General features: G+C 66.9%; 24 protein-coding genes and 1 pseudogene. 12 read left to right on the forward strand and 13 right to left on the reverse strand.

The window, feature by feature from the left end:
* Positions 1-7 precede the first annotated feature (7 nt).
* The 3 genes from BJ988_RS06345 to BJ988_RS06355 form a co-directional block, all read right to left on the reverse strand.
* The gene (locus BJ988_RS06345; RefSeq protein ID WP_179657243.1) at positions 8-382 is read right to left on the reverse strand and encodes a GntR family transcriptional regulator; all 375 of its coding nucleotides are present in this window, start codon (positions 380-382) and stop codon (positions 8-10) included.
* Complete coding sequence (locus tag BJ988_RS06350) at positions 379-1,335, reverse strand: hypothetical protein (protein WP_179657244.1); 957 nt, start codon at positions 1,333-1,335, stop codon at positions 379-381. Before BJ988_RS06350 ends, BJ988_RS06345 begins: the two co-directional genes overlap by 4 nt.
* 172 nt (positions 1,336-1,507) lie before the next feature.
* Positions 1,508-2,818, reverse strand: a complete 1,311-nt coding sequence (locus BJ988_RS06355; RefSeq protein WP_179657245.1) for a DNA polymerase IV — start codon at positions 2,816-2,818, stop codon at positions 1,508-1,510.
* Positions 2,819-3,068: 250 nt separating this feature from the next.
* Here BJ988_RS06355 and BJ988_RS06360 point away from each other — a divergent pair, with 250 nt between their 5' ends.
* Entirely contained in the window at positions 3,069-4,529 is a 1,461-nt protein-coding gene (locus BJ988_RS06360) for a recombinase family protein (protein WP_179657246.1), read from the forward strand.
* 129 nt (positions 4,530-4,658) lie between these two features.
* Here the strand turns inward: BJ988_RS06360 and BJ988_RS06365 are convergent, their stop codons facing one another.
* The 9 genes from BJ988_RS06365 to BJ988_RS06405 form a co-directional block, all read right to left on the reverse strand.
* Positions 4,659-6,020, reverse strand: coding sequence for an NsdA family TPR-like regulatory protein (locus BJ988_RS06365; RefSeq protein WP_179657247.1), 1,362 nt, complete (start codon positions 6,018-6,020; stop codon positions 4,659-4,661).
* Positions 6,021-6,389: 369 nt separating this feature from the next.
* Positions 6,390-6,944: an IPT/TIG domain-containing protein gene (locus BJ988_RS06370; protein ID WP_179657248.1), complete on the reverse strand. Its 555-nt coding sequence runs from the start codon at positions 6,942-6,944 to the stop codon at positions 6,390-6,392.
* 294 nt (positions 6,945-7,238) lie between these two features.
* Positions 7,239-8,345: a hypothetical protein gene (locus tag BJ988_RS06375; RefSeq protein WP_179657249.1), complete on the reverse strand. Its 1,107-nt coding sequence runs from the start codon at positions 8,343-8,345 to the stop codon at positions 7,239-7,241.
* Between the two features lie 114 nt (positions 8,346-8,459).
* Positions 8,460-8,939, reverse strand: coding sequence for a hypothetical protein (locus tag BJ988_RS06380; RefSeq protein ID WP_179657250.1), 480 nt, complete (start codon positions 8,937-8,939; stop codon positions 8,460-8,462).
* Position 8,940: 1 nt separating this feature from the next.
* The gene (locus BJ988_RS06385) at positions 8,941-9,303 is read right to left on the reverse strand and encodes a hypothetical protein (protein ID WP_179657251.1); all 363 of its coding nucleotides are present in this window, start codon (positions 9,301-9,303) and stop codon (positions 8,941-8,943) included.
* Between the two features lies 1 nt (position 9,304).
* Complete coding sequence (locus tag BJ988_RS06390) at positions 9,305-9,826, reverse strand: hypothetical protein (protein ID WP_179657252.1); 522 nt, start codon at positions 9,824-9,826, stop codon at positions 9,305-9,307.
* 97 nt (positions 9,827-9,923) lie between these two features.
* Positions 9,924-10,100: a hypothetical protein gene (locus BJ988_RS06395; protein WP_179657253.1), complete on the reverse strand. Its 177-nt coding sequence runs from the start codon at positions 10,098-10,100 to the stop codon at positions 9,924-9,926.
* Position 10,101: 1 nt separating this feature from the next.
* Positions 10,102-10,347 (reverse strand): MerR family transcriptional regulator, encoded by a 246-nt coding sequence (locus BJ988_RS06400; protein WP_179657254.1) that lies wholly within the window; start codon positions 10,345-10,347, stop codon positions 10,102-10,104.
* Positions 10,348-10,578: 231 nt separating this feature from the next.
* The gene (locus BJ988_RS06405) at positions 10,579-12,357 is read right to left on the reverse strand and encodes a DNA primase family protein (protein WP_179657255.1); all 1,779 of its coding nucleotides are present in this window, start codon (positions 12,355-12,357) and stop codon (positions 10,579-10,581) included.
* An 865-nt stretch (positions 12,358-13,222) separates the two neighbouring features.
* Here BJ988_RS06405 and BJ988_RS06410 point away from each other — a divergent pair.
* The 10 genes and pseudogenes from BJ988_RS06410 to BJ988_RS06455 form a co-directional block, all read left to right on the forward strand.
* Entirely contained in the window at positions 13,223-13,510 is a 288-nt protein-coding gene (locus BJ988_RS06410) for a hypothetical protein (RefSeq protein WP_179657256.1), read from the forward strand.
* Positions 13,507-13,740 (forward strand): hypothetical protein, encoded by a 234-nt coding sequence (locus tag BJ988_RS06415; protein WP_179657257.1) that lies wholly within the window; start codon positions 13,507-13,509, stop codon positions 13,738-13,740. Before BJ988_RS06410 ends, BJ988_RS06415 begins: the two co-directional genes overlap by 4 nt.
* 618 nt (positions 13,741-14,358) lie before the next feature.
* The gene (locus BJ988_RS06420) at positions 14,359-15,570 is read left to right on the forward strand and encodes a hypothetical protein (protein ID WP_179657258.1); all 1,212 of its coding nucleotides are present in this window, start codon (positions 14,359-14,361) and stop codon (positions 15,568-15,570) included.
* A 198-nt stretch (positions 15,571-15,768) separates the two neighbouring features.
* Positions 15,769-16,056: a hypothetical protein gene (locus tag BJ988_RS06425; protein ID WP_179657259.1), complete on the forward strand. Its 288-nt coding sequence runs from the start codon at positions 15,769-15,771 to the stop codon at positions 16,054-16,056.
* The gene (locus tag BJ988_RS06430) at positions 16,053-16,250 is read left to right on the forward strand and encodes a hypothetical protein (RefSeq protein ID WP_179657260.1); all 198 of its coding nucleotides are present in this window, start codon (positions 16,053-16,055) and stop codon (positions 16,248-16,250) included. The genes BJ988_RS06425 and BJ988_RS06430 overlap by 4 nt, the downstream gene beginning before the upstream one ends.
* 12 nt (positions 16,251-16,262) lie before the next feature.
* Positions 16,263-16,688, forward strand: a complete 426-nt coding sequence (locus BJ988_RS06435) for a hypothetical protein (protein ID WP_179657261.1) — start codon at positions 16,263-16,265, stop codon at positions 16,686-16,688.
* Positions 16,689-16,763: 75 nt separating this feature from the next.
* A complete protein-coding gene (locus BJ988_RS06440) occupies positions 16,764-16,994 on the forward strand; it encodes a hypothetical protein (protein WP_179657262.1) in 231 nt (76 codons plus the stop codon).
* Between the two features lie 56 nt (positions 16,995-17,050).
* Positions 17,051-17,347, forward strand: coding sequence for a hypothetical protein (locus BJ988_RS06445; protein WP_179657263.1), 297 nt, complete (start codon positions 17,051-17,053; stop codon positions 17,345-17,347).
* Positions 17,340-17,498, forward strand: a complete 159-nt coding sequence (locus BJ988_RS06450; protein ID WP_179657264.1) for a hypothetical protein — start codon at positions 17,340-17,342, stop codon at positions 17,496-17,498. Before BJ988_RS06445 ends, BJ988_RS06450 begins: the two co-directional genes overlap by 8 nt.
* Positions 17,499-17,568: 70 nt before the next feature.
* A pseudogene (locus BJ988_RS06455) lies at positions 17,569-18,417 on the forward strand (DUF4192 domain-containing protein); the annotation flags it as partial.
* A 7-nt stretch (positions 18,418-18,424) separates the two neighbouring features.
* Here the strand turns inward: BJ988_RS06455 and BJ988_RS06460 are convergent.
* Positions 18,425-18,889, reverse strand: coding sequence for a hypothetical protein (locus tag BJ988_RS06460; protein ID WP_246321418.1), 465 nt, complete (start codon positions 18,887-18,889; stop codon positions 18,425-18,427).
* Between the two features lie 84 nt (positions 18,890-18,973).
* On the opposite strand from BJ988_RS06460, the gene BJ988_RS06465 reads away from it, so the two are divergent.
* Positions 18,974-19,552: an HhH-GPD-type base excision DNA repair protein gene (locus BJ988_RS06465; protein WP_179657266.1), complete on the forward strand. Its 579-nt coding sequence runs from the start codon at positions 18,974-18,976 to the stop codon at positions 19,550-19,552.
* Positions 19,553-19,728 lie beyond the last annotated feature (176 nt).

Genomic DNA, 19,728 nt, shown 5'->3' on the forward strand with positions numbered 1-19,728 from the left:
CGTGACCCTATCTTCGGTGGGGTGAGGAGTCGGTGAGAGCCCGCTCCAGCGCGTCCCTCACCTGCGAGTCGCTGCATCCGAGCGCACGAGCGGAGGCGACGTACGTCCGGGCCTTGGCGAGCAGCGGATCGGCCGCCGGCCGCGCGCTGCCGATGACCCGGGTGCCCGCCCCTCGCCGGGTCTGGACCAGACCTGCCTGTTCGAGCTCGCGGTAGGCGCGGGCGACAGTGCCGGCCGCGAGGCCGAGATCGCCGGCGAGCTGCCGCACGGGCGGGAGCCGGTGGCCGGGCTCGAGCGCTCCGGTGGTGATCAGGTCGTCGATGTGCTGCCGGATCTGTTCATACGGCGGCGTCGCGTCGTCGAGGTCGACGGTGATCCTCATGCCCGCTCCCGGACGCTCCGGTCGGACGGACCGCCCGTGCCGTCCGCGCCGGTGAGGCTGTCGTTGACGAACAGGCGCGCCAGGCTCCAGGCCGCGAGCCCGAAGCCGAGGAACACCAGGGGCACCAGCAGCCAGCCGACGACGGGCATCCACGCGGGAGCGCAGTCCTCGCTCAGGCCGAGGAGCCCGGTCGCCGCGGTCCCGGCGATGCCGGTCAGGCTGGCGCCGACGGCGACCCCGACCGCGGCGAGGATCACGGTCATCGACCGCCTGCGCAGCTCGTCGTCGCCGGCGTCGGTCGCGGCCAGGCCGCGGGGGCGGCGTACGACGGCGGCGGCTGCCGCCAGGGCGGTCAGCAGGACGATGCCGAGCATGATCGCCAGCGGGACCGCATAGTACGAACCGGGGTAGGGGCCGCGCGCCTGGGTGAAGGCCTCCGTCTGGCACCCGATCGCCCGCATGCCGCCCAGGGAGCCGTCCTCCTGCGCGGTGAGCGTGCCCAGGAGGAGCGTCGCGGCCAGCAGGGCGACGCCGGTCCCGACCGCGTACGACGACCCTCTGGGGAGGTAGCCGGTCAGCGATCTCGGTTGCAACGACGCCGTTCGGGGGCCGCTCGGCCGCGGAGCGCGGGCGATGGTCTCGCCTGCGGCCACGCCGAGGAGTACGCCGAGGCCGAATCCGGCAGGGGCGATCATCGTGCCGACCCCGTAGCCGGGGACCAGCAGCGCCACGACGTCGCCGAGCGGCCCGAACGCGTCGTGGTCCATCAGCAGCCCGGCGATGAGCAGACCCAGCGCGATGCCGAGCAGCCGGAGCTGCCGCACCCGTCTCCATTCCTTCGTGGGCGTGATCTCGCTGCTGCGGCTCCTGGCGGCCAGGGCGAAGCACCCCATCACGACCAGGAGCAGCACGACAACGACAAGAGCCAGCTCGATCATTCCGACGCCGAACACAGGGCCTCCTTCAGGCAATTTGTGTCAAGCATTCGATACAAATCCGATTGTGTCAACCGGGTGATACAAGCTCGATGTTCTAGCAACCGGCGCTATCGCACATGCTGGTCGGCCGCCGCGATACCGCACGGGCCGGCCGGAACGGCGAAGCACGAAGCAGGGGAGCGGCGCCTCAGGACTCGGTGAAGGGCTGCAGGTCGGGATCGTCGACGGCGTAGGACCTCACCGGACCGGCGGGGGTCTCGGCGGTCTCGAAGCGCACGGTCACGACGCCGCGCCCTGAGCCCCACACCCAGCCTCGGCCCATCTCGGCGTGGACGACGTCCATCCCGGCCGCCCAGGTCGGCCGCCGTGCCGGCTCGGGCAGCGGCAGGTCCGGCTCGGTGTCCTCGTCGGTGTCGTCGCCGAAGAGGTCCTCCTGGATCCAGTCGGCGAGGCCGGAGACACCCACCCCGAGAAGGCGTACGCCGCCGGCCGTCTCGCCGGCGGTGAACAGCTCGCCGAGCAGGGCCCTGGCCAGGCGGGCGATGGCGCCGGCCTGGTCGGTCGGCCCGGCGAGGGTCGCCGAGCGGTTGATCGTGGTGAAGTCGTAGAGCCTGACCTTGATCGTGATCGTGCGGCCCGAGAGCCCGTTCTTCTTCAGCCGTGCGGCGACCTCGGTGGCCTGCCGGGTGAGGATCTGCTCCATCAGCGGACGGTCGGTCAGGTCGGTGTCGTAGGTGCTCTCCACGCTGACCGACTTGGTCTCACGCTCGGGCTCGACGCGCCGGTCGTCCTGTGCCCTGGCCAGTTGGTGAAGGTTGGTGCCGTGGGACCTGCCCACCAGGCGTACGAGCTCCTCGACGCTGACCTGCTCCAGATCGGCCACCGTGTGGATGCCCGCGCGGCGCAGGCGCTCGGTGGTGGCGGGACCGACGCCGGGGATCACCTTGACGTTCATCGGGCGGAGCAGGTCGAGCTCGGTGCCGGGCGACACCACGACCAGACCGTCGGGCTTGTCGAGGTCGCTGGCGATCTTGGCGATGAACTTCGAGCTGGCCAGACCGACGCTCGCGCTCAGGCCGCCGGTTACCTCGGCGACCTCGGCGCGGATCCGGGCAGCGATCTCGGTCACGGTGTCGACCTCCAGGTCAGGGAGGTCGGCGGCGGCGAGATCGACGAAGGCCTCGTCGAGGGAGAGCGGCTCGACCAGCGGCGACAGTTCGCGCAGGATCCCGAAGACCTGCTCACTGACCTTCTTGTACGCATGGAAGCGTGGGTAGAGGAAGGCGGCGTGTCCGCACAGGGCCCGGGCCTCCCGCGTCGACATCGCCGAGCGGACACCGAAGACCCTGGCCTCGTAGGAGGCCGTGCTGACCACACCGCGGCCGCTGATGCCGCCGACGACCACCGGTTTGCCGCGCAGGGACGGCTTGTCGCGCTGCTCGACGGAGGCGTAGAACGCGTCGAGGTCGAGGTGCATCACCGACGCGTGCGCTCTCATGGTGGCAACCTATCTGGCAGCGGGGACAGTCCGTATCGGGCCGCTGACCGTCCACATGTGCGATTCGGGACGCGGTTGTCCACAGGCCCGGCTATTGGCGACGAAACTGTCGGTGGGTCGCGGGGAGTGTGGTCGGTATGACCACGAAACTCTCCATCGCGCGCCCCGAGGATGTCTTGGCGGCAGTCCCTGTCCTGCTCGGGTTCCAGCCCAGGAATTTCCTAGTTAACGAACATGAGAGGATGCCGACATGCCCGAGATCGGATCCGGTTACGTACGTCTATCGGCCCAAGCGGGCGATGACAACCTGAGCCTTGCCGGGATGGTCGACGAGGTTCGAGCCCTCGCAGATCGAGAGGGCATCCACCTGCTGAATGTCCACGTCGACGAGAAGTCCGGTGGCTACCGAGACCGGCCAGGGTTTCAGGCATGGCTCGCCGATCTGGCGCTCGACCACGTGTCGGTCGCCGTCGTCCACTCGGTCGACCGCCTGAGCCGCGAGGGGGTCAACGTCATCGGGATGATCCTCGACCGACTTGAGGGGAAGGACTCCACCACCGGCCGGGTAGTCCATGAACCGGTCCGGATGATCTCGGTCGACAACCTCGACAGCCAGAAGGACCCGACTGGTTTCCGCTGGCGGTTCGTCGTCGCCGGGGAGGTAGGCCGAGCCGAGCGAGAGAGGATCATCGAGCGCAACAAGAACAGCAAGCGGCGTCTCAAGGAGGCCGGACGCCATCTCGGCGGACGGGCCATCTTCGGCTGTCGCGTGGTCAAGCGCGAATTGCCCGGCGGCGGCGTCGGGAAGTTCCTGGAGGCCGACCCGGTCAACGGCCCGATCGTGGAGGAGATCGCCCGGCGCCTGGTCGCCAACCAGCCAATGAATCAGGTGCTCCGATGGCTGGATGCAGAGGGAGTCCGGACGAACCGAGGTGCCCCGTGGTCGCCGCGCTCGCTGAGGAGCACCCTTCGCTCAACCAGTATCCGGGACCACATCCTCGACCCGGCGACCTGGCTCGCTCTCCAGGCCCGTCTCGACTCAACCCAGGAAACGCGATCTGAGAGCCCCAAACGAGTCTCCTGGACCGGGAGGCCGCCCGTGTGGGTTCTGGCGCGGGGGAGCGGCGTCTGTGGTCGCTGCGGTTCGACTCTGAGCATCACCTACACCCGTGGCCACCCTCGCTACAACTGCACCGGCGTCGTGAAGGGGATCTGCGGGGGAGTCACCATCGCCGCCGAGCCGACAGACGCCTTCATCGGCTCGGAGTATCTCGCCGTCCACGGTGAGCTCCCGGCAATGCAGATGATCCCGACATGGCCGGGCCAGGCCGAACTACGCGCGGCCACCGTCGCACGCGATGAAGCCCGAGACGCGCTCACAGCGGCCACCAGGAAGCCGGGCGCCGACATCGTGGCCATCGCTACCGACCTGGCAGCGGCGCAAGCCGAGGTTGAGCGCTGGGACGCTATCGTCAAGGGATCGAAAGTCTCGGTAACCCTCTCGCTCAAGGGCTACACGCTCGGCGAGGAGTGGGGGCGGGCGGGGCGAGAAGACAGGTGGCACATCATCCACCAGGCGACCGCGTACCCCATCGTCATCCACCCAGCCATCAGCCAGGGCGGCGCCATCGCTAAGGGTGAGATCGACACATCCCGGATCGAGATCGCTTGGCAGGTCGAGATGCCAGCGCCGACACTGAACGACGAGTGAGTAGACTCGTCCACGTGTTCCGTGTTCGGTGCACAGACCGGCGGGGGAGGGCGGCAACCCTTTGATCCCGCCGGTCGTAGACGTAGAAGAACCCCCGTCGCTATCTCAGCGGCGGGGGTTCTTTGCTGTCTAGGCCGGTGCGGCGAGCAGGTCCCGACATTGGGCGTCGACTGCCGCAGCGCCGGGGATCTGACGATGGGCGTACTGACGTAGGTAGCCCTGGGCCCGGCCAACCGCCGCGCGATGGCGAGCCGAGTTGACGCCGCTCATGCCCTCGAAGGCCGACGACCAGGATTGGCAGGCCTCTTCGGCGTGCCCCTGGGCGGCCTGAGCTTCGGCGGTCTGGGCGAGTTCGAGCGCTCGCACTCGGCGGTGCCCCGACGGATCCCGGAGGTTCGCCGCGTACGCGTAGACCTTGGCCGCGTCGCCATGCCGTCCTAGCGAGGTCCAGGTCTTGGCGGTGTGCGCGGCAACGGTCGCCGGTGCGGGGCCGGTCATCCCCGCCCACGACGACAGAGGTTCGCTGCTGCCAGCCTCGACCAACTGGTCGGCGGTGTGGACTGTCTGAGCGGCTCGCCGGGCGTCACCGACGGCGCCATGAGCCCGTGCGGCCGTGATGGCATAGAGCGACTCCTCACCCGGCGAGACCCGCCCGCGAGCGATGCCCCAAGCCTTCTGGGACAACTCGACACACTCTTGAGGTCGGCCGAGGTCGAGCGCCTGATGAGCGAGGATCCGCAGGACCCATGCGCTGTGGTCGCTCCGGCCGGACTCGTGAGCGAGTTGGAGCGAGTGGGTGTAGTAGCGCTGGGCGAGGCCTTCCATCTGCATGTCGTGGCCCTTCCACCCAGCCAGGTAGGCCAGTTCCGCAGCGGCGCCGAACATGTCCGCGCGGGTGTGCTCGTCGCGGAACTTCCCTCGCAGGTAGGCCGCGACGTCGGAGATCAGATACTGAACGACGGCATCCCGACCGTGGCCGCCACCTAGGGTCTCGTCGGTCTTGTGGAAGGCCTGCGTGATCTGGCGTACGGCGGCCACCTCAGCCTTGCCGACCATCACAGCGCCGGATCCCTGAGCCTTGCGGCCTCGCTCCTCGGCCTCACCGAGCCATCCGGCGGCCAGCGGTAGGAGGGCCGCCGAGAACATGACCGAGCGGCGAACGACCGGCGTCGACAGTTCGAGCCGTCCAAGGTTCGCAAGCGACATCGGGTCAGGATCGAAGGCGGCCGGGATTCGTCCAGCATCACCGAAGCCGATGTCAGCGGCCGACAGCGGGCGGCCAAGCCTGCGAGAGAGCGCCTCGGCGAGGTATGCGGGCGTCGCCCCCGATGGCGTGACCCCACGGACCCAATGAGCGACGGCGCTGCGGTTGGTTCGTAGTCCGCCATCCCCGTTCTCGACGGCGACCCGGGCGACGGCACGAGCGAGGGCGTCGTAGGTGTAACCGGACTCCTTGATCAGGTCGGCCAGTGTCTCGTTCCGCGTCGACATGCCCTCGCCCCTCGGTGGTTTAAACAGCCTAAACACCCTCGCGTGCCAGATCTGTTGCCCAGCCTACTCAGCGCCCCGGAGTATCAGAAGCACCCCAGAGCGCCGACACAGGGGTGAGGATGCGTCGGCGCTCTGGGAGCCAGACCAACGACGCGACGGGATACAGGGATGGACTCGGCCAACTGCGAGACATGCGGGCTCAGATGGGGCGGCATCGGGAGTCATCCTCCCTGTTTGGAACTACCACCTGAAGAGCGGCAGGAGATCGTTCGAGCCTTCTACGATCGGCCACCTAAACCGGACCTTCCCGAGCGGAAATGAGAGAGCCCCCGAGACTGCCAAGGTCTCGGGGGCTCTTCTGTGAACGGATCAGGCGGTGTAGGTGAACCCGCCGACCAGCGTGTCGGTGCTGGCGCCCTCGGTAGCCGCGATGTCGGCCGGGCCAGCGATGCCAGCCGGAGTCGTGACGGCGATCTCCGTGTCAGACACGACAGAGAAGGCAGTCCCGGCGGCGCCGTCGAAGGTCACGCCGGTCACGCCGGTGAAGCCGAAGCCGGTGACAGTGACGGGCGTACCACCAGCAGCCGGGCCCTCGTTGGGCTCGACCGAGAAGACAGCCAGGCCATCGGCGTTGGCGTCGAGCCGGGCGGCGTACGGAAGCCCGTCGATCTCGCCAGCGTCCTCACGATTGGCCGCCAGCGTCGGATCGGAGACCGGGAGGACACCGGCAGCCTGACCACCAGCGTCGAGGGTGAGGAGGCCGTCAGGCGTGATGTCGCCGGTGTAGTCGACCTGGTTGTCGTTGCCAGGGGCGACGGTGAAGGTGTTGGCATAAGCGGACGGGGCGGCGGCCTTCGCATATCCGTTCACGATGAGCCAAGCCTCTTCCGGGCCGGTATACGGATCGCCGACAGCGAGGCCCATTACTGGACTCTGAATAGTTACGGTCATGGTGCTCCTTGGGGATCGGGGTTGGTGCTTCAATTATTTCATCTCTGCCGTCCGCTAATGCCGATCGCGCTAGAATGGGTTTAGCCTCCCAGCGTTATCTAGGACGAGGCGCCCGCTCCTCCAGGCGGTATAGACCAATCGGGGTCTAGACAGCGAAACCCGGAGACCTACGTGCCAGGTCTCCGGGTTTTCTGTTGTCCTGATCACCGGCGAAATGCGAGCCCGGCCATCTCTGCCTTCAGAGATGGCCGGGCTTCTGTCGCTAGATCAGGCCTCGGACGGATCGACCTTGACGGACTGGAAAACGCCATCGACGAGCCTCGACTCGTACTGGGTCTTCGTCGGCGTACGCGGTGCGGTCTCGGCTCGCATATCGCGGATCCCGGCCACGTTCCCGGCGGGGTCCTTCTTGATGTCGTAGATGCCAGCGGGGACGGGCTGGCTGTTGACGATGCGGAGGTCCTTCTCGCGGATCGAGTCACGGGCCGGGTAGTCCTCGCGGTGAGGGCTGAGCAGGCGGCGAGCAACCTGGACATCCCAGCGCTCGGAGTCGCCGCGATCGGCCACAGTCCGCAGGTGCTCGATCAGGAACTCGGGCAGGCCCTCGGAGTCGGCGACGTCGACCATCCACTGGCCGTTGACCACCTCGTCGTCCGACTTCGCCACCTTCAGCGCGTCGGCAATGCCGTTGATGAGCCGCATGGGGTCGCCAGTCTCCTTGGACTCGTTCGAGATCGCCCACGAGCCAGCAGGACCATGGAGGCCGAGTTCGGCGCCGAGAGCGGCGGCAGTGCCGATGTTCCGGCGCCACGCGCTGTAGGCATCGAGCGCAGCCTTGAGCGCATCGGCGGCGGCCTCCTGCTGCTCGGCGAGACCGGCCACGAGTGAATCCCTCATCTCCCCGTAGTTGTCGCGGGCGACCTGCTCCACGCGCGTCACGGCCATCTCTGTGCGGCCGAGGGCGGCCAGGGCGTTGGAGCGGTCCTCGGCGTTGCCGTTGGCGTACGACGGCATCTCCGGATCGCGGCAGAGCTCCAGAGCCATCCGGGCGGCGGCGATGGCGTCACGGGCCTCGTTGGCGGCCTCGTGCACCGGCTTCGGGATCCCGCCGTACGAAAGGGCCTTGCCGATCCGCTCGGAGAGGGTGCGGAGCTTCTCCTCCTTGAAGGGGAGGGCGCGGGCCTGACGGCGGGCCTGGCGGACCGACGGCGGGACATACTCCGAGCGCATCGCGTTGGGATTGGCGGCGCCCCCGCCGTTGACATCGCCGATGGTCGAGCCGAGGCCCTCGACCGTCTTTCCATAGTCGGTGACGTCGATGTCGTTGACGTCCTGGTAGTCGCCGGAGTTGTTCACGGAATGGTTGATCGTCACTGCTGGTACCTCACAAAATCTTCAGTTGGACACGGGGCGAATTGCCCCGCTCAATTACTGCTCCTCTCGCTATAGGTCGGTGCTGTTGGCCGCTGCTGTTGTTGCGCCTCCGGGCTAGGCGGCTTCCTCGCCGACGCCGGGCACGCCCACGATTCGGTAGATGCCGCCGGTCCCGGTGCCCTTGCACTTCGATGACCTCGCCATAGGCGCACTCGGCAGCAAGTCGTCGGGCGCGGCGTGGGTGTGCTCACCCGGGCAGAACGGACAGTCGACGCGGACCATTCGGACGGAATCGCTACGGAAGACCTCGACCACCGGGGCATCCCGGGTGGGGTGGAATGCATCCGGATTCCGCTTGACCTGCTTCGGCTTGGGCGTGGGCTTCGGCTTCGGCTTCCCGCTCTGGCAGACGCAGCGACGTGCACGACCAAGCCCGAGCTCAGCAGAGCGTACGACGGCGGTCTCTCCACACCCGGCGGCGCAGCGGACGAGGACTCGGCGCTTCCCGTCGCTGCCTCGATCGGGGGAGTCACCGACTACGGTCCAGTCGCCGTAGATGTCGCCGGGGAGACATGTAGTGGCTGCGCGCGCCATGTCAGCGGCCACCCTCGATGGCACGCTGGACGACAGGGGCGGTGGTGCGGCCATCCTCAGCCATCCAGGCGATGTCGCGTGCGTCGACCAGGGAGGGGATCCGATGCCGCCTGACGACGAAGCGATCGACGAGCATCTCCAGGGACATGCCAGCGGCGCGGGGCTTGGGCTTCACCTGCGAGATGTAGTCCTTCAGAGCCGCATCCACCTCGGTGTTGGATGCACGGGGCTCCTGGCGCTTGGCGTCACGGTAGGCGGCCGTCACCTGGAGGCTGTTGAAGCCCCGGAGAGTGAGCAGCGCATAGGGGTAGGCGTCGACGCGCGCGGCCGACTTCGGTCGGCGGATGCTGGGCACAGATGCCATTTCAGTTACCTCCTGTCGCGGGCTTTCGGCGCCCTCGATGCTTGGTTCGCTTGTCGCCGTTCGAGAGGGTCTCTCCGGCATTGATGGCTCGCTGGGTGCCTCCGGCCTGGCCTCGACCAGCGTGCGAGAACGGCGAGATGCCGGTATCCAGGTCCGGCAGCCTGAGTTGACGGGCGGCGGCCATCACGGTCTTGAGTGCCCGATCCTGGGCGTCGATCAGCGGATGGGTGACCAACTGACCGGCGACCCCTGTCGACATGAGCGGGCTGCCGAGGTTCTCCCATTCGGCGCGGAGAGCCTCGATGAGGTCGAGCTGACGGCAGAGGCCCTCCAGGACCAGGAAGTCATCCAGCCGGAGCGTGTAGGCCTGCGCCACCTGGATATAGAAGGCGGCGCCCATCGGACCCAGGCCGGACGGGGTGATGATGTCCGGCGTGATGGCCTCGGGCTCCTCCTCACCCTTGAGGGCAGCCAGAGCCCGGTTGATGTCGGCGAAGTCGTCGGCGGTCTCGGGTGCGGTCATGAGGGGCGGGATAGCGTCAGCGCCCGTCACGACGACGACCTCCACCCAAGGACGACCCGGCAGTAGGCCGTGAGGGCGACCAGGGCGACGACGGCGGTCATGAGGCGACCACGATCGGCTTGCCGGACTCACACGAGTGGATGTCCTGGATATCGAGCAGGATCTGGCCTTCGATCTCCTCCAGGGTGATCTCGCCATGCAGGTACCGAGCGGCCAGGCGTGCCCCGAGGTGGGCGCCGAGGGCGTCCGGATCAGTGAACGTGAGGCGTGCCATGTCAGGCGCCCCGGTTGATCGGCTGAACCCGCTTCGGGGTGCAGAAGTCGATGAGGTCCTCCAGGAGGACGCCACGCTGGTTGTTCTCGCCGGGGATATGCACGGCGGGGATAGTGCCGTTGGTCGCCCATCGGTGGATGGTGGGCAGCGAGCGGCCGAGTCCCTTTGCGACGACGGCCAGGGGGACGACGGGGGGAAGCTCGGCGAACGTTCCGCCTGCTTCTGAATTCCAAATGGTGGCTGACACGAATGCTCCTGGGTCGGTTGGTTGCGGGGAACATGAGATCCGCGCCGACCTAGCAGCAATTGGACTGTCGAGGTGACCTAGCACCTCTTCATGACATAAATAATACAGGATCTCACCGACAGTTTTGTATGCGCAGGATTCTTAGGAATGTGGGTCGATCGCCGGCGAGCGTCCGACGGTTTACACAGCGATCCCCGCCACCAATCGAAGTGGCGGGGATCGCTTATGGCACTAGACGTTTCCGAAGAACCCGTCGACCTGGCCGCGTGCGATGAACTCGTCAGTGAACCGGATTCCGTACCAGACCACCGTGCGCTCCGGAAGGGGCCTGTCGCCGCGAGTCGGCCGCGAGATATTCAGGCTGCCGGTCCGCTTCTTCGAGGACTTCACCGCGCGCTGGTCCCGGATCATGCCGTGTCGAGCGAACTTCTCCGGGAACTCCGAGATCCCGATGTCGGTCCGATCGAGCGCCTGAGTGAAGCTCCAGTGCAGGTCATCCTGAGTGACGTAGGAGTCCTTCACGAACTCGATCACGCCACGCTTGAGGAACTGGAAGATGACATCCTGGCTCGCCCGCCAGGCCTCCGTGGACTCCAGCACCGGGGCAGGCGGCTCGGGCATCTTGCCGTAGTCGACGTCTCCCAGCCCGGCGTACCAGCGGACGGCGCCAGCCACCAGCCAGGCGAGGACGGCCTCATGCTGGCCACTCGGCGAGCGCTCCAGCCGCGCCCGGAGGTCCGGGTCCGCCCGCCTCTCGTGGGCCTCGCTCGGCTCACGGTTGACGTACTGCAACGGGAACGGGATCCGGAGAAGCCGACGCCACGAACCGTGGTCGGTCTCCTTGACGGCGATGTCCTCGAAGTTGGTCGTGATGAACATCGAATGCGTGACGTCGAACTCGACATTGTTCTGATACAGGCGACGGGCCCGGATCCGGTCGGTGCCGATCATCTTCTTCAGCGCCGTCGTATTCAGGAACGGGTTCCCGCCGCCGGTCTCCGGGAGCTCCTCCAGGAGGGCGACCCGGACAGCCCGCAGGTCGACCATGTCGGTAGAGCCCGCCGCCGTGCCCAGCAGGATCTTGTCCGTCGCCAGGACCCCATAGTCACCCACCGTGCGCATCACCGGCGTGAAGATGGACGACTTACCGTTAGCGCCGCCACCGGTGGCGAACCGGGCCCGGTCGTCGTCGGGCTTATGGCCGGTGATCGCCTGACCGAGCGCGACCTGAAGATAGTCGCGAGTCTCCTCGTCAGGCAGCGCTTCCAGGGCCTTATCCCAGTCCGCGTGACGGGCGTCAGGGATGTAGTCGGCCGACGCAACCTTGGTCATGAAGCGAGGGACTCCATGGCTCTCCAGGGCGCCGGTCCGAAGGTCGACCACGCCATTCTGACAGTTGAGCAAGTGCGGCTCGGCGTCGAACTTGGATGCCGGGTAGGACACCCATTGGGTAGCGAAGTCGAGGGCACTGTTCTGCACGCTGGAGGTATTGAGGACGCTACGGTAAGCACCCTGGCGAGCCTTCAACTTGGCCTCGGCGGCTTCCATCAGTGCGGGGATCTTCTCGTCCCGCTCCTCCATCTCCCGCTTCAACTTCTGGAGTGCGCCGAGCTCCTTGTCGATCCCGTTCAGGATCCCGGACGCCCAGATGGTGAGCATCTTGGCGACCTCGTGCTTCGGGACCTCGGCATAGCGCCGACCATCCCACTTGTGCCAGCCGAGTCCGTTGATGAACAGCGTCTCGATCCCGAGGCACTTCCCCGAGAAGTCGTGGGCCAGGTCGGCAATCAGGTGCTCCAGGCTGGATGTGACATAGCCGTCGGCCTGGCCTGAACCGGTGCCCGCCTCCCCGGTGCCGTACTTGGCTTCGAGTTCGGCGAGCATCTCGGGATCGCGGGGAGGGATGGCCGAGAGGGTCTCCGGGGGCTTCGTACCCTCGAAGAAGGCAGCCTCGGCAGTCTTGTGCTCGACGGGGGAGACATCCTCGCCCCATGGGTGCTCTACGGTCATTGGATGTGCCGTGCGGCTTGCTCCCACGAGTGTCTGGCTCGGGGTTCGGATCTAGGTCCGATCGCTACGGCGACCTCTCCTCAGAGGTAGGAGGCAAGCATGGGGCTGCTCTCTCAGGTTCGGCTCTCCACCCTCGGCGACGCCTCCCGGGTCGCTGTCAGGTCTTCAACACTGCTGCTCGCTCTGGCTTTGAAGAGGCGAGCCCCCGGGCCGGGAGCCAGACAACCAGGCCCGGGGAGTGAAGAACTTGCCTCCAGGACCAAGTATTTCACATCGGCCACCGACATTTGCGAGCAGGACGAATCCGGCCAGAGGCCGACCAGTGGGGGGTCGGCGGGGCCGAATCCGACCATCATGTGCGTGCAGGCGAATTCGCGGTCTGACCAGGGGAAACGCGCCAAAGTGGTCCAGATGGTCGAGGGTCCGCGAAACTTTTTCAACTCTATGGAGGGCCCCCAATATAGGGGCCCTATCTATCCCTAACGCAGGCGCGCGCGAGAAAGGATCAACGGCCTAGGAGTTGAGAAAGTTTGCCGGACCCTCGACCACCTGGACCACCTAGCGACCTTTCCCCAGGTCAGGACCCGGTTTCGCTTGCACGGGATGGTTGGTCGGAAGAGGCCGGGCTCGACCCTGAGTTCGAACTCGCGGCCGGGCTGAGTTCAGACTCGCGGGCCGCTCTTCGCCCTTCACGAGATGGTCGTGCGGGCCGGGCCTGAGTGCAGACTCGCGGCCGGGCTCACCCTGAGTTTGAACTCGCGGCCCGGCAGAAGCAGATGGTCGGCATCAGCACCTACGTATGGCGGCGCTGGTCCTCGACTCCCGGCGCCGCCCACAGAGTCGAGGAGTCGAATAGGAGCAAGCCATGTCAGCCATCCCTACAGGTCCCGCAGGCCCCAACACCTGGGCCGTCGTCCGCAACCAGACCGGCAAGCTGGTGGAACAGTTCCGCATCCACGCATGGGGCGAGATCGACGGGAGCAAGTGCCCCGTTCCTTTTGTGCTCGACCCGGCCACCGAAGACCTTCGGCCGCTCACCTCCTCGGCGATTCCGGCGGGCCATGACCTCGTTGTCATCGTGTCCAAGACCCCGCCGCGAGAGAGTGAACGCGTGGCCAAGATCCTCAAGTCGACCAGTGGGCGGCAGGCATGAAGGTCGCCATCTTCGCCGTCGATGCCCGGGGCCCACACTTCTACGTCAATGCGACGGTCGAGCGCGTGCAAGTCAGGTTCCGCTCATCGCGCGACGAGGCCCGCACCGGCTGGCAGTGCGAGATGCACGGCGATGTCGATTCGTGCGCCCATGTCGAGGCTCTCCTCCCGGTACTCGCCGGGAGTGTCCGCCAGAAGCTTCGCCGAGTCGCGAGGACGGGCATCCGCTAGTCGCCCTTGACAGACCAACTAGAATACCCAGTCCGCCGCGTGTAAACGCACCCATCAGCCCCGCCAGACCCCCCCTCTGGCGGGGCTTTGGTGTATCCAGGACAGGCAAGTTCCATGGGCCTAGCTTGTGGACAGGATCGACCGCGCTAATGCAACCGGTCCCGGCTGACCTGGGCTTTCAAGGGGTACCCCCCTGGGGTAGGGGTATGAAGAGAGCAGGAAAGTAAGTGGGACGCGGCAGGCGCAAACGACCAGGTCGACCAGGTGATCGACGCCGACCAGGTCGACCAGATGGCATGTCAAATGACCAGGTCGACTAGAACAAGCTCTACCACAGAATGGTGACAAAGTCTTAGATAGTGAGACCGAGAGACACAAGATAGTGACAGTAAACCAACAGAACAGTAACGAATGAGAGGACATACTGAGAGTACGCGAATGGGATGAAACAGGCCTCTGACCTGGGGAAACGCATAGAAGCTCTCACGCGCGCGCGTTCTGTACCCCACTTGACACCCATGCTGTTCTAGATCCGTGCCACCGCCTTGCCGGGCGATGGCCGACCACCGAACACAGACCGCCTAGTCAACGGACTAGGCCGACCGACAGGAACACATCATGACGAACACCAACGCCGCCGACGTCAAGGCCGACCAGGTCGCCACCGACAACGCGACTGCCCTCCTCGGCGCGATCCTCCCCGACCAGTCGGCCGCCGTGACCAAGGCGGCCAAGTCGATCCTCTCGACCGCAAAGACCCTTGCGACCCGGGCGGCCAACCTCGGGGATGCCCTCGCCGAGATGCACGCCGCCGCCGAGTCCAACGGTCACACGTTCCGGGACTACGCGACCGCTGCCCATGACGCCATCGTGGCCGCCGGTGACTGGTCGGTGGTCGACCTGGACACCCGTAAGGCAATCGCCGCCATGGTCGGGACGCGTGGCCGCCTGTCGTCTGTCATGGTCGCCGACGCTCTCAGCCTGTCTCAGTCGACCGCTAACCGAGTCATCCGCGCGGCCAAGTCTGACCACGTCGACCAGGTCGCCGAGGCTGCCGCCGCTGCCGTCATCGCCGAGGCTGCCGACCAGGGTCACGACACCAACGCCGCCGAGGTGGTCGAGGCTGCCGAGGCTGCCGCCGAGTCTGCCCGCGTGGCCGCTGCCGCCGAGGCCGACCAGGTCGTTACCTCCTCGGGGTACGTGACCACGTCCGGCCGTGGCGACAACGCGACCCGCGCGGCCAAGGGGTCGAGCGTGGCTAAGTCTCTCGCGTCGACTCTGGCCAAGGTCGAGGCTCTGGCCGACGGCACGGTCGAGGCTGCCGACGTCGCGACCCTGTCCGCTGCCCTGATCGCCGCCGGTGAGGCTCTGGCCGCCCGCGTGGATGGCATCCGTGAGACGGTCGAGACCAAGCGACGCGCCGAGGCTGCCGCCAACGCCGAGGCTGCCGTTACCAAGGTCGAGGAGACCAACGCCGACCGCCAGAGCGGCAAGCCCTACCCCGCCACGGCAAAGGGTGTCGAGCGTGCCGAGGCTGCCGCCAAGGCCGCTGAGACTCTCGCCGCCGACCTGGCCGCCGAGGGTGTCGACCCCGCCATCGTCGAGCGTGCTAAGGCCGCCGCTGCCGTCGCCGGAACCATCTTCAAGACCACGCGTGCCGACGCCACCGACCGCGCGGCGGGCAAGGCTGCCAAGGATGCATCCGCGTGGCTCGCCGGAACGTTCGGTGACGAGATGGCCGCCAACCTGACCGACGGGAAGACCAACGGCGAGATTGTCGCCATGGTCGCCGGTCTCCGGTCCAAGGCCGCTGAGTTGCTCGCCGCCTGACCCTCACCTCTCGACCCCTCGCCACCTGAGGCGACCTGGCCAACCGGCCGGGTCGCCTAGGGGTGATTTGTCGCCATCCCGGGACCTAGTCACGTGACTAGGCCGCCCGGGGGAGTCGTCCTGTCAATGCCCTTTGCCGAGGGCATCCCCACCGAACACAGACCGCCTAGTCACGTGACTAGGGGAGAGGAACCGACCATGTCTGACCCCTTCAGCCTGCCACCGATCGAAGTCACGCCGCGCCCGACCATCCCGAACGGTCGAAAGGTCACCTGCTCATGCGGGGCAACGTTCCGGCTCGATTCGGAAGACGAGAACAACCACTATGTATGGGCCCTCCGCTGGATCGACATCACTCGCCGTCTGGCCGCCGTGTCCAACCTCGGTCACTGTCCAGTCACCGACGGTTTCGAGGCCGCCGTACGCCGGGCCCGATCGTCGTTCGGGATCAACCCCGCTTGGTATCGGGGCCAGGTCGTCAAGTGAGCCGCCGTCGAGAGGTCGAAGCGCTCGTCAAGGCCGCCACCGACCAAGGCTTCCGATGCCAACCCACCCATAGCGGCGTGCGGATCCTCGGCAAGGACGGTCGGTCGACCGTCGGCGCCCACTGGACGTACTCCGACCACCGATCCATTCGCAATCTCCGGGCGGCCCTACGCCGTCTCGGTGTCAAGGTCTGAAAGGACATCATCATGAGCAAGGCAGTAGCCGAGTTGCTCTCAGCGCTCCCCGGTTCGTCGTTCGACAACACCGGCGGCGGATGCATGGTCGTCGCCTGGCCGACAGGCAACGATGGCGCCATCGTCGTGACCGGCGTCTACGGCAACAGCGGGGACGACAACTTCAACCGTCACGAGTCGGACCCCAACGGGGACAACTACGGTCTCACCGGATTCTTCGCCATGTACCACGCCCAGTGGTTCGGCGAGGCCCCCCAGGATGTCGAGCCCGTCATGGTCTACGAGTCCGAGCCGTTCGACCCGACCGGCGACCTGGATATCGACGGATGGTGGCCCACCGACGAGTACAAGTTCGTCGCCTCACAGGCCGGAGCTCACGCAATCGCTGAGGTCCCTCGCGTCGCCGTAGCCGCTCACAACTTCGCCCGGTCTCTCTGACCAACCACGACTTGCCGGTCGTGGGCATCACCGAACACAAGCCCTAGTCACGCGACTAGGGGGACGGGAACCACCATGTCAATCATCATCGCCCGCCATCGCCGGGTGCCGCTCTGGGAGCGCTGCGCCGTCGCCTTCGCGATGTCGTTCTTCATCGTCTTCTGCATCGGGGTCGCAATCGTCGTCGGCGACCAACTGTCCGACGACCAGCCCGAGAAGCCCATCCCCGCCACCTGCGCCGACGACGCCACGGTCTGTTGGGACGAGATTCGAGAGTCTCCGGTCCAGACGGGCCCGGGCAAGTGACCGGCCCGAAGGTGGTCGGTCGAGAGTGCCGCTATGGGTGTGGTCGCCCGGCCACTATGCGAGTCGTCGCCACCCATCGCCGGGGGATCGTCCCTCGCCGGATCCGCTATGCGTGTGCCGACCATGTCGACACGGCGCTGAGCCTGTTCCCGTCGACGGTCTGGGATATCGCCCTGATCCCGGTCCCGGCTCAGCCGGTCTGTGACAAGTGCGGTCGTCCGCTCTTCCTCGTGGATGGTCGGTGGGTCGACAGCGAGTCCGATACGGCCATCCTCGGCAGTAACCAGATCTGCACTCGGGGCGGCCGGGGCGGACTCCTCCACACCGTCGACGGGAGCCCGACCCATGGGTGACGTCGTCCACCTGCCCGGCGCCGAAGATGCCACGCCTGACGCATATGAGCGCTGGGTTGCGACCGGCGAACTGCCGACGTTCGGCCCGGTCCTCGTCAAGGTCCTGGCCATGGCTCGCGCCGAGATTCGCGAGTCCCGTAGATCCGACTGACTTACGCCGGTGGCCGTCCTAGTCACGTGACTAGGACGGCTGCTCTTTAAATGGGTATTACCAGCCCGAGAAGTCGATCGTCATGCTGACGTTCGGCGGTGCCCACCAGGTCCACGGCCGGATCGACCTGCCGCCTCCCGACGAGGTCGAGAGCTGTCTGGACAGTCTGCTCCTGCCCGCGGTCCGCCATCGGGTACGCGGCGTCCTGCTCGTCCTCTACGACAGCGGTCCGCGCTTCGGGGCGAAGCTCGCTCGCCGTCTGGCCGAGAGGGTCGCCGAGAGTGACATCGACCTGATCGGCTGCCTGCGGGTCCAGGGCGGGCGGTGGTTCGACCCGCTCGGGTTCCATGACGTCCCAGCCGACGGCGTGCCCTTCGATGTCGACGCGCATCCGATCCTCGCCCAGGCGGTCTACGACGGTCACCTGGTGCGCCGCTCCCGCACCGAGCTGGCCGCCTCCATCGCCGCTGTCCCCGCGGCCGTCGCCGAGACCGAAGCGGCGCTGGGTGAGGCGCCGCCGATGAGGCTCTACGAGGTCGGCCGCCTGGTCGACGACGCAGTCGCCGGGACGGTGCTGTCGGCCGGCCAGGTCGCGTCCCTGCTGCTTGCCCTGGGCGACCCGCAGGGACGCGACGCCGCCTGGGGTGGGATGACCCGCGAGGAGGCCAAGGCCCACGTGCGCCTGTGGACCGATGTCGTACGCCGCAGTCCCGATGACCACGTCGCCCATCCCGCAGCGGTGCTGGCCTTCGCGGCCTGGCTGGGCGGCGACGGCGCCCTCGCCTGGTGTGCTCTCGACCGCTGCTTCGCGAGCGAGCGTCACCACGGTCTCGGGGTGCTGGTCGCGCAGATGCTCGAAGGGGCGGTTGCGCCGGCCGCCTGGGAGGAGGCGCTGGGTTCCTCGGACCTCCCGGCCTAGAGCTCGCCTAGTCGTTGCGGTAGCGCAGCCGCTTCCACCGGCGGGCCAGCCCCGAGCGCGGATCGACCCACGCGTTGCGGGTCACGACGACGTACGTCAGGGGTGCCTGGATCTCACGGAACGCCTGCCGGGCGGCGGCGAGCCAGCGGAGGTCGACGTCCTCGACGCCCAGGTCGCCGGCGCGGGTCAGCCATACGATCGGGTCGGGTACGCCGACCCTGCGCCGCATGCTGTGGATGATGTCGGCACGAAGCCACTGATCCGTGGGCTCGTCCTCGCGATGGGCATGGACGACCTCCTTGCCGCCCGGGATGCCGAGATGCACGAGCGCCAGGAACGAGCGTCGGTGCTCGCTGGCGGTGTGGTCGAGCACCGCGCGTCTCAGTCGTTTCTCGAGCACCGGCGAGAGCGGCTCGTGAAGCCCTTCGACGCTCGTCTCGGACACTGCGGACATGACAGAGGTGGAGGCCATGGGCCCAGAGTGCATCGGATGCCCGATCGGCGCGACTCGCTATCCACAGGCATGACCTCATGGATAGTTGCGGGATGAGGCAAGATGGCTCTCATGCCTTCGCTCCAAATCACCGGCGACGAGGCCGCTGACAAGCTGCTCACCGAGGATCCGTTCGCGCTGCTGCTGGGCATGGCCCTCGATCAGCAGTATCGGATGGAGGATGCGTTCAAGGGAGGTCACAAGCTGGTGACCCGCTTGGGGCATCTGGATCCCGCCAAGATCGCCGAGATGGATCCCGACGAGTTCAAGACGGTCGCCTCGACCCCGCCGGCGATCCACCGGTTCCCCGGCTCGATGTCGGCGAAGGTGCAGGGGATCGCGACCATCGTCACCAACGAGTACGGCGGCGACGTCACCCGGCTGTGGACCGAGGCCACCAGTGGCAAGGATCTGCTCAAGCGGGTCCAGGCGCTCCCGGGTTTCGGGAAGCAGAAGGCGCAGATCTTCGTCTCGCTGCTGGCCAAGCAGCTGGGAGTGCGACCCGAGGGCTGGGAAGAGGCCGTCGGGGACTACTCGCTGGATGGTTACCGTTCTGTGGCTGACGTCATCGACGTCGAGTCGTTGCAGAAGGTGCGTGACTACAAACAGCAGAAGAAGGCCGCAGCCAAAGCATCCGAATGAGTCGGTGACGGAAACGGGCCCCGGATGGGGACTGTTCACCATCACCGTGGCAGAATGAATCTGCGGCTCTTGACGACCCCGGGCCCTGCCGCGCCCAAACTGAGTTTTTGATAAGTCTCGACCAAGTTCGACGGAGAGGTGTTCGTGTCCTCGAACGCGCGCAAGATACCCGCTGA

Origin of the sequence: Nocardioides panzhihuensis, assembly GCF_013408335.1 — a bacterium.
Lineage (GTDB): Bacteria > Actinomycetota > Actinomycetes > Propionibacteriales > Nocardioidaceae > Nocardioides > Nocardioides panzhihuensis.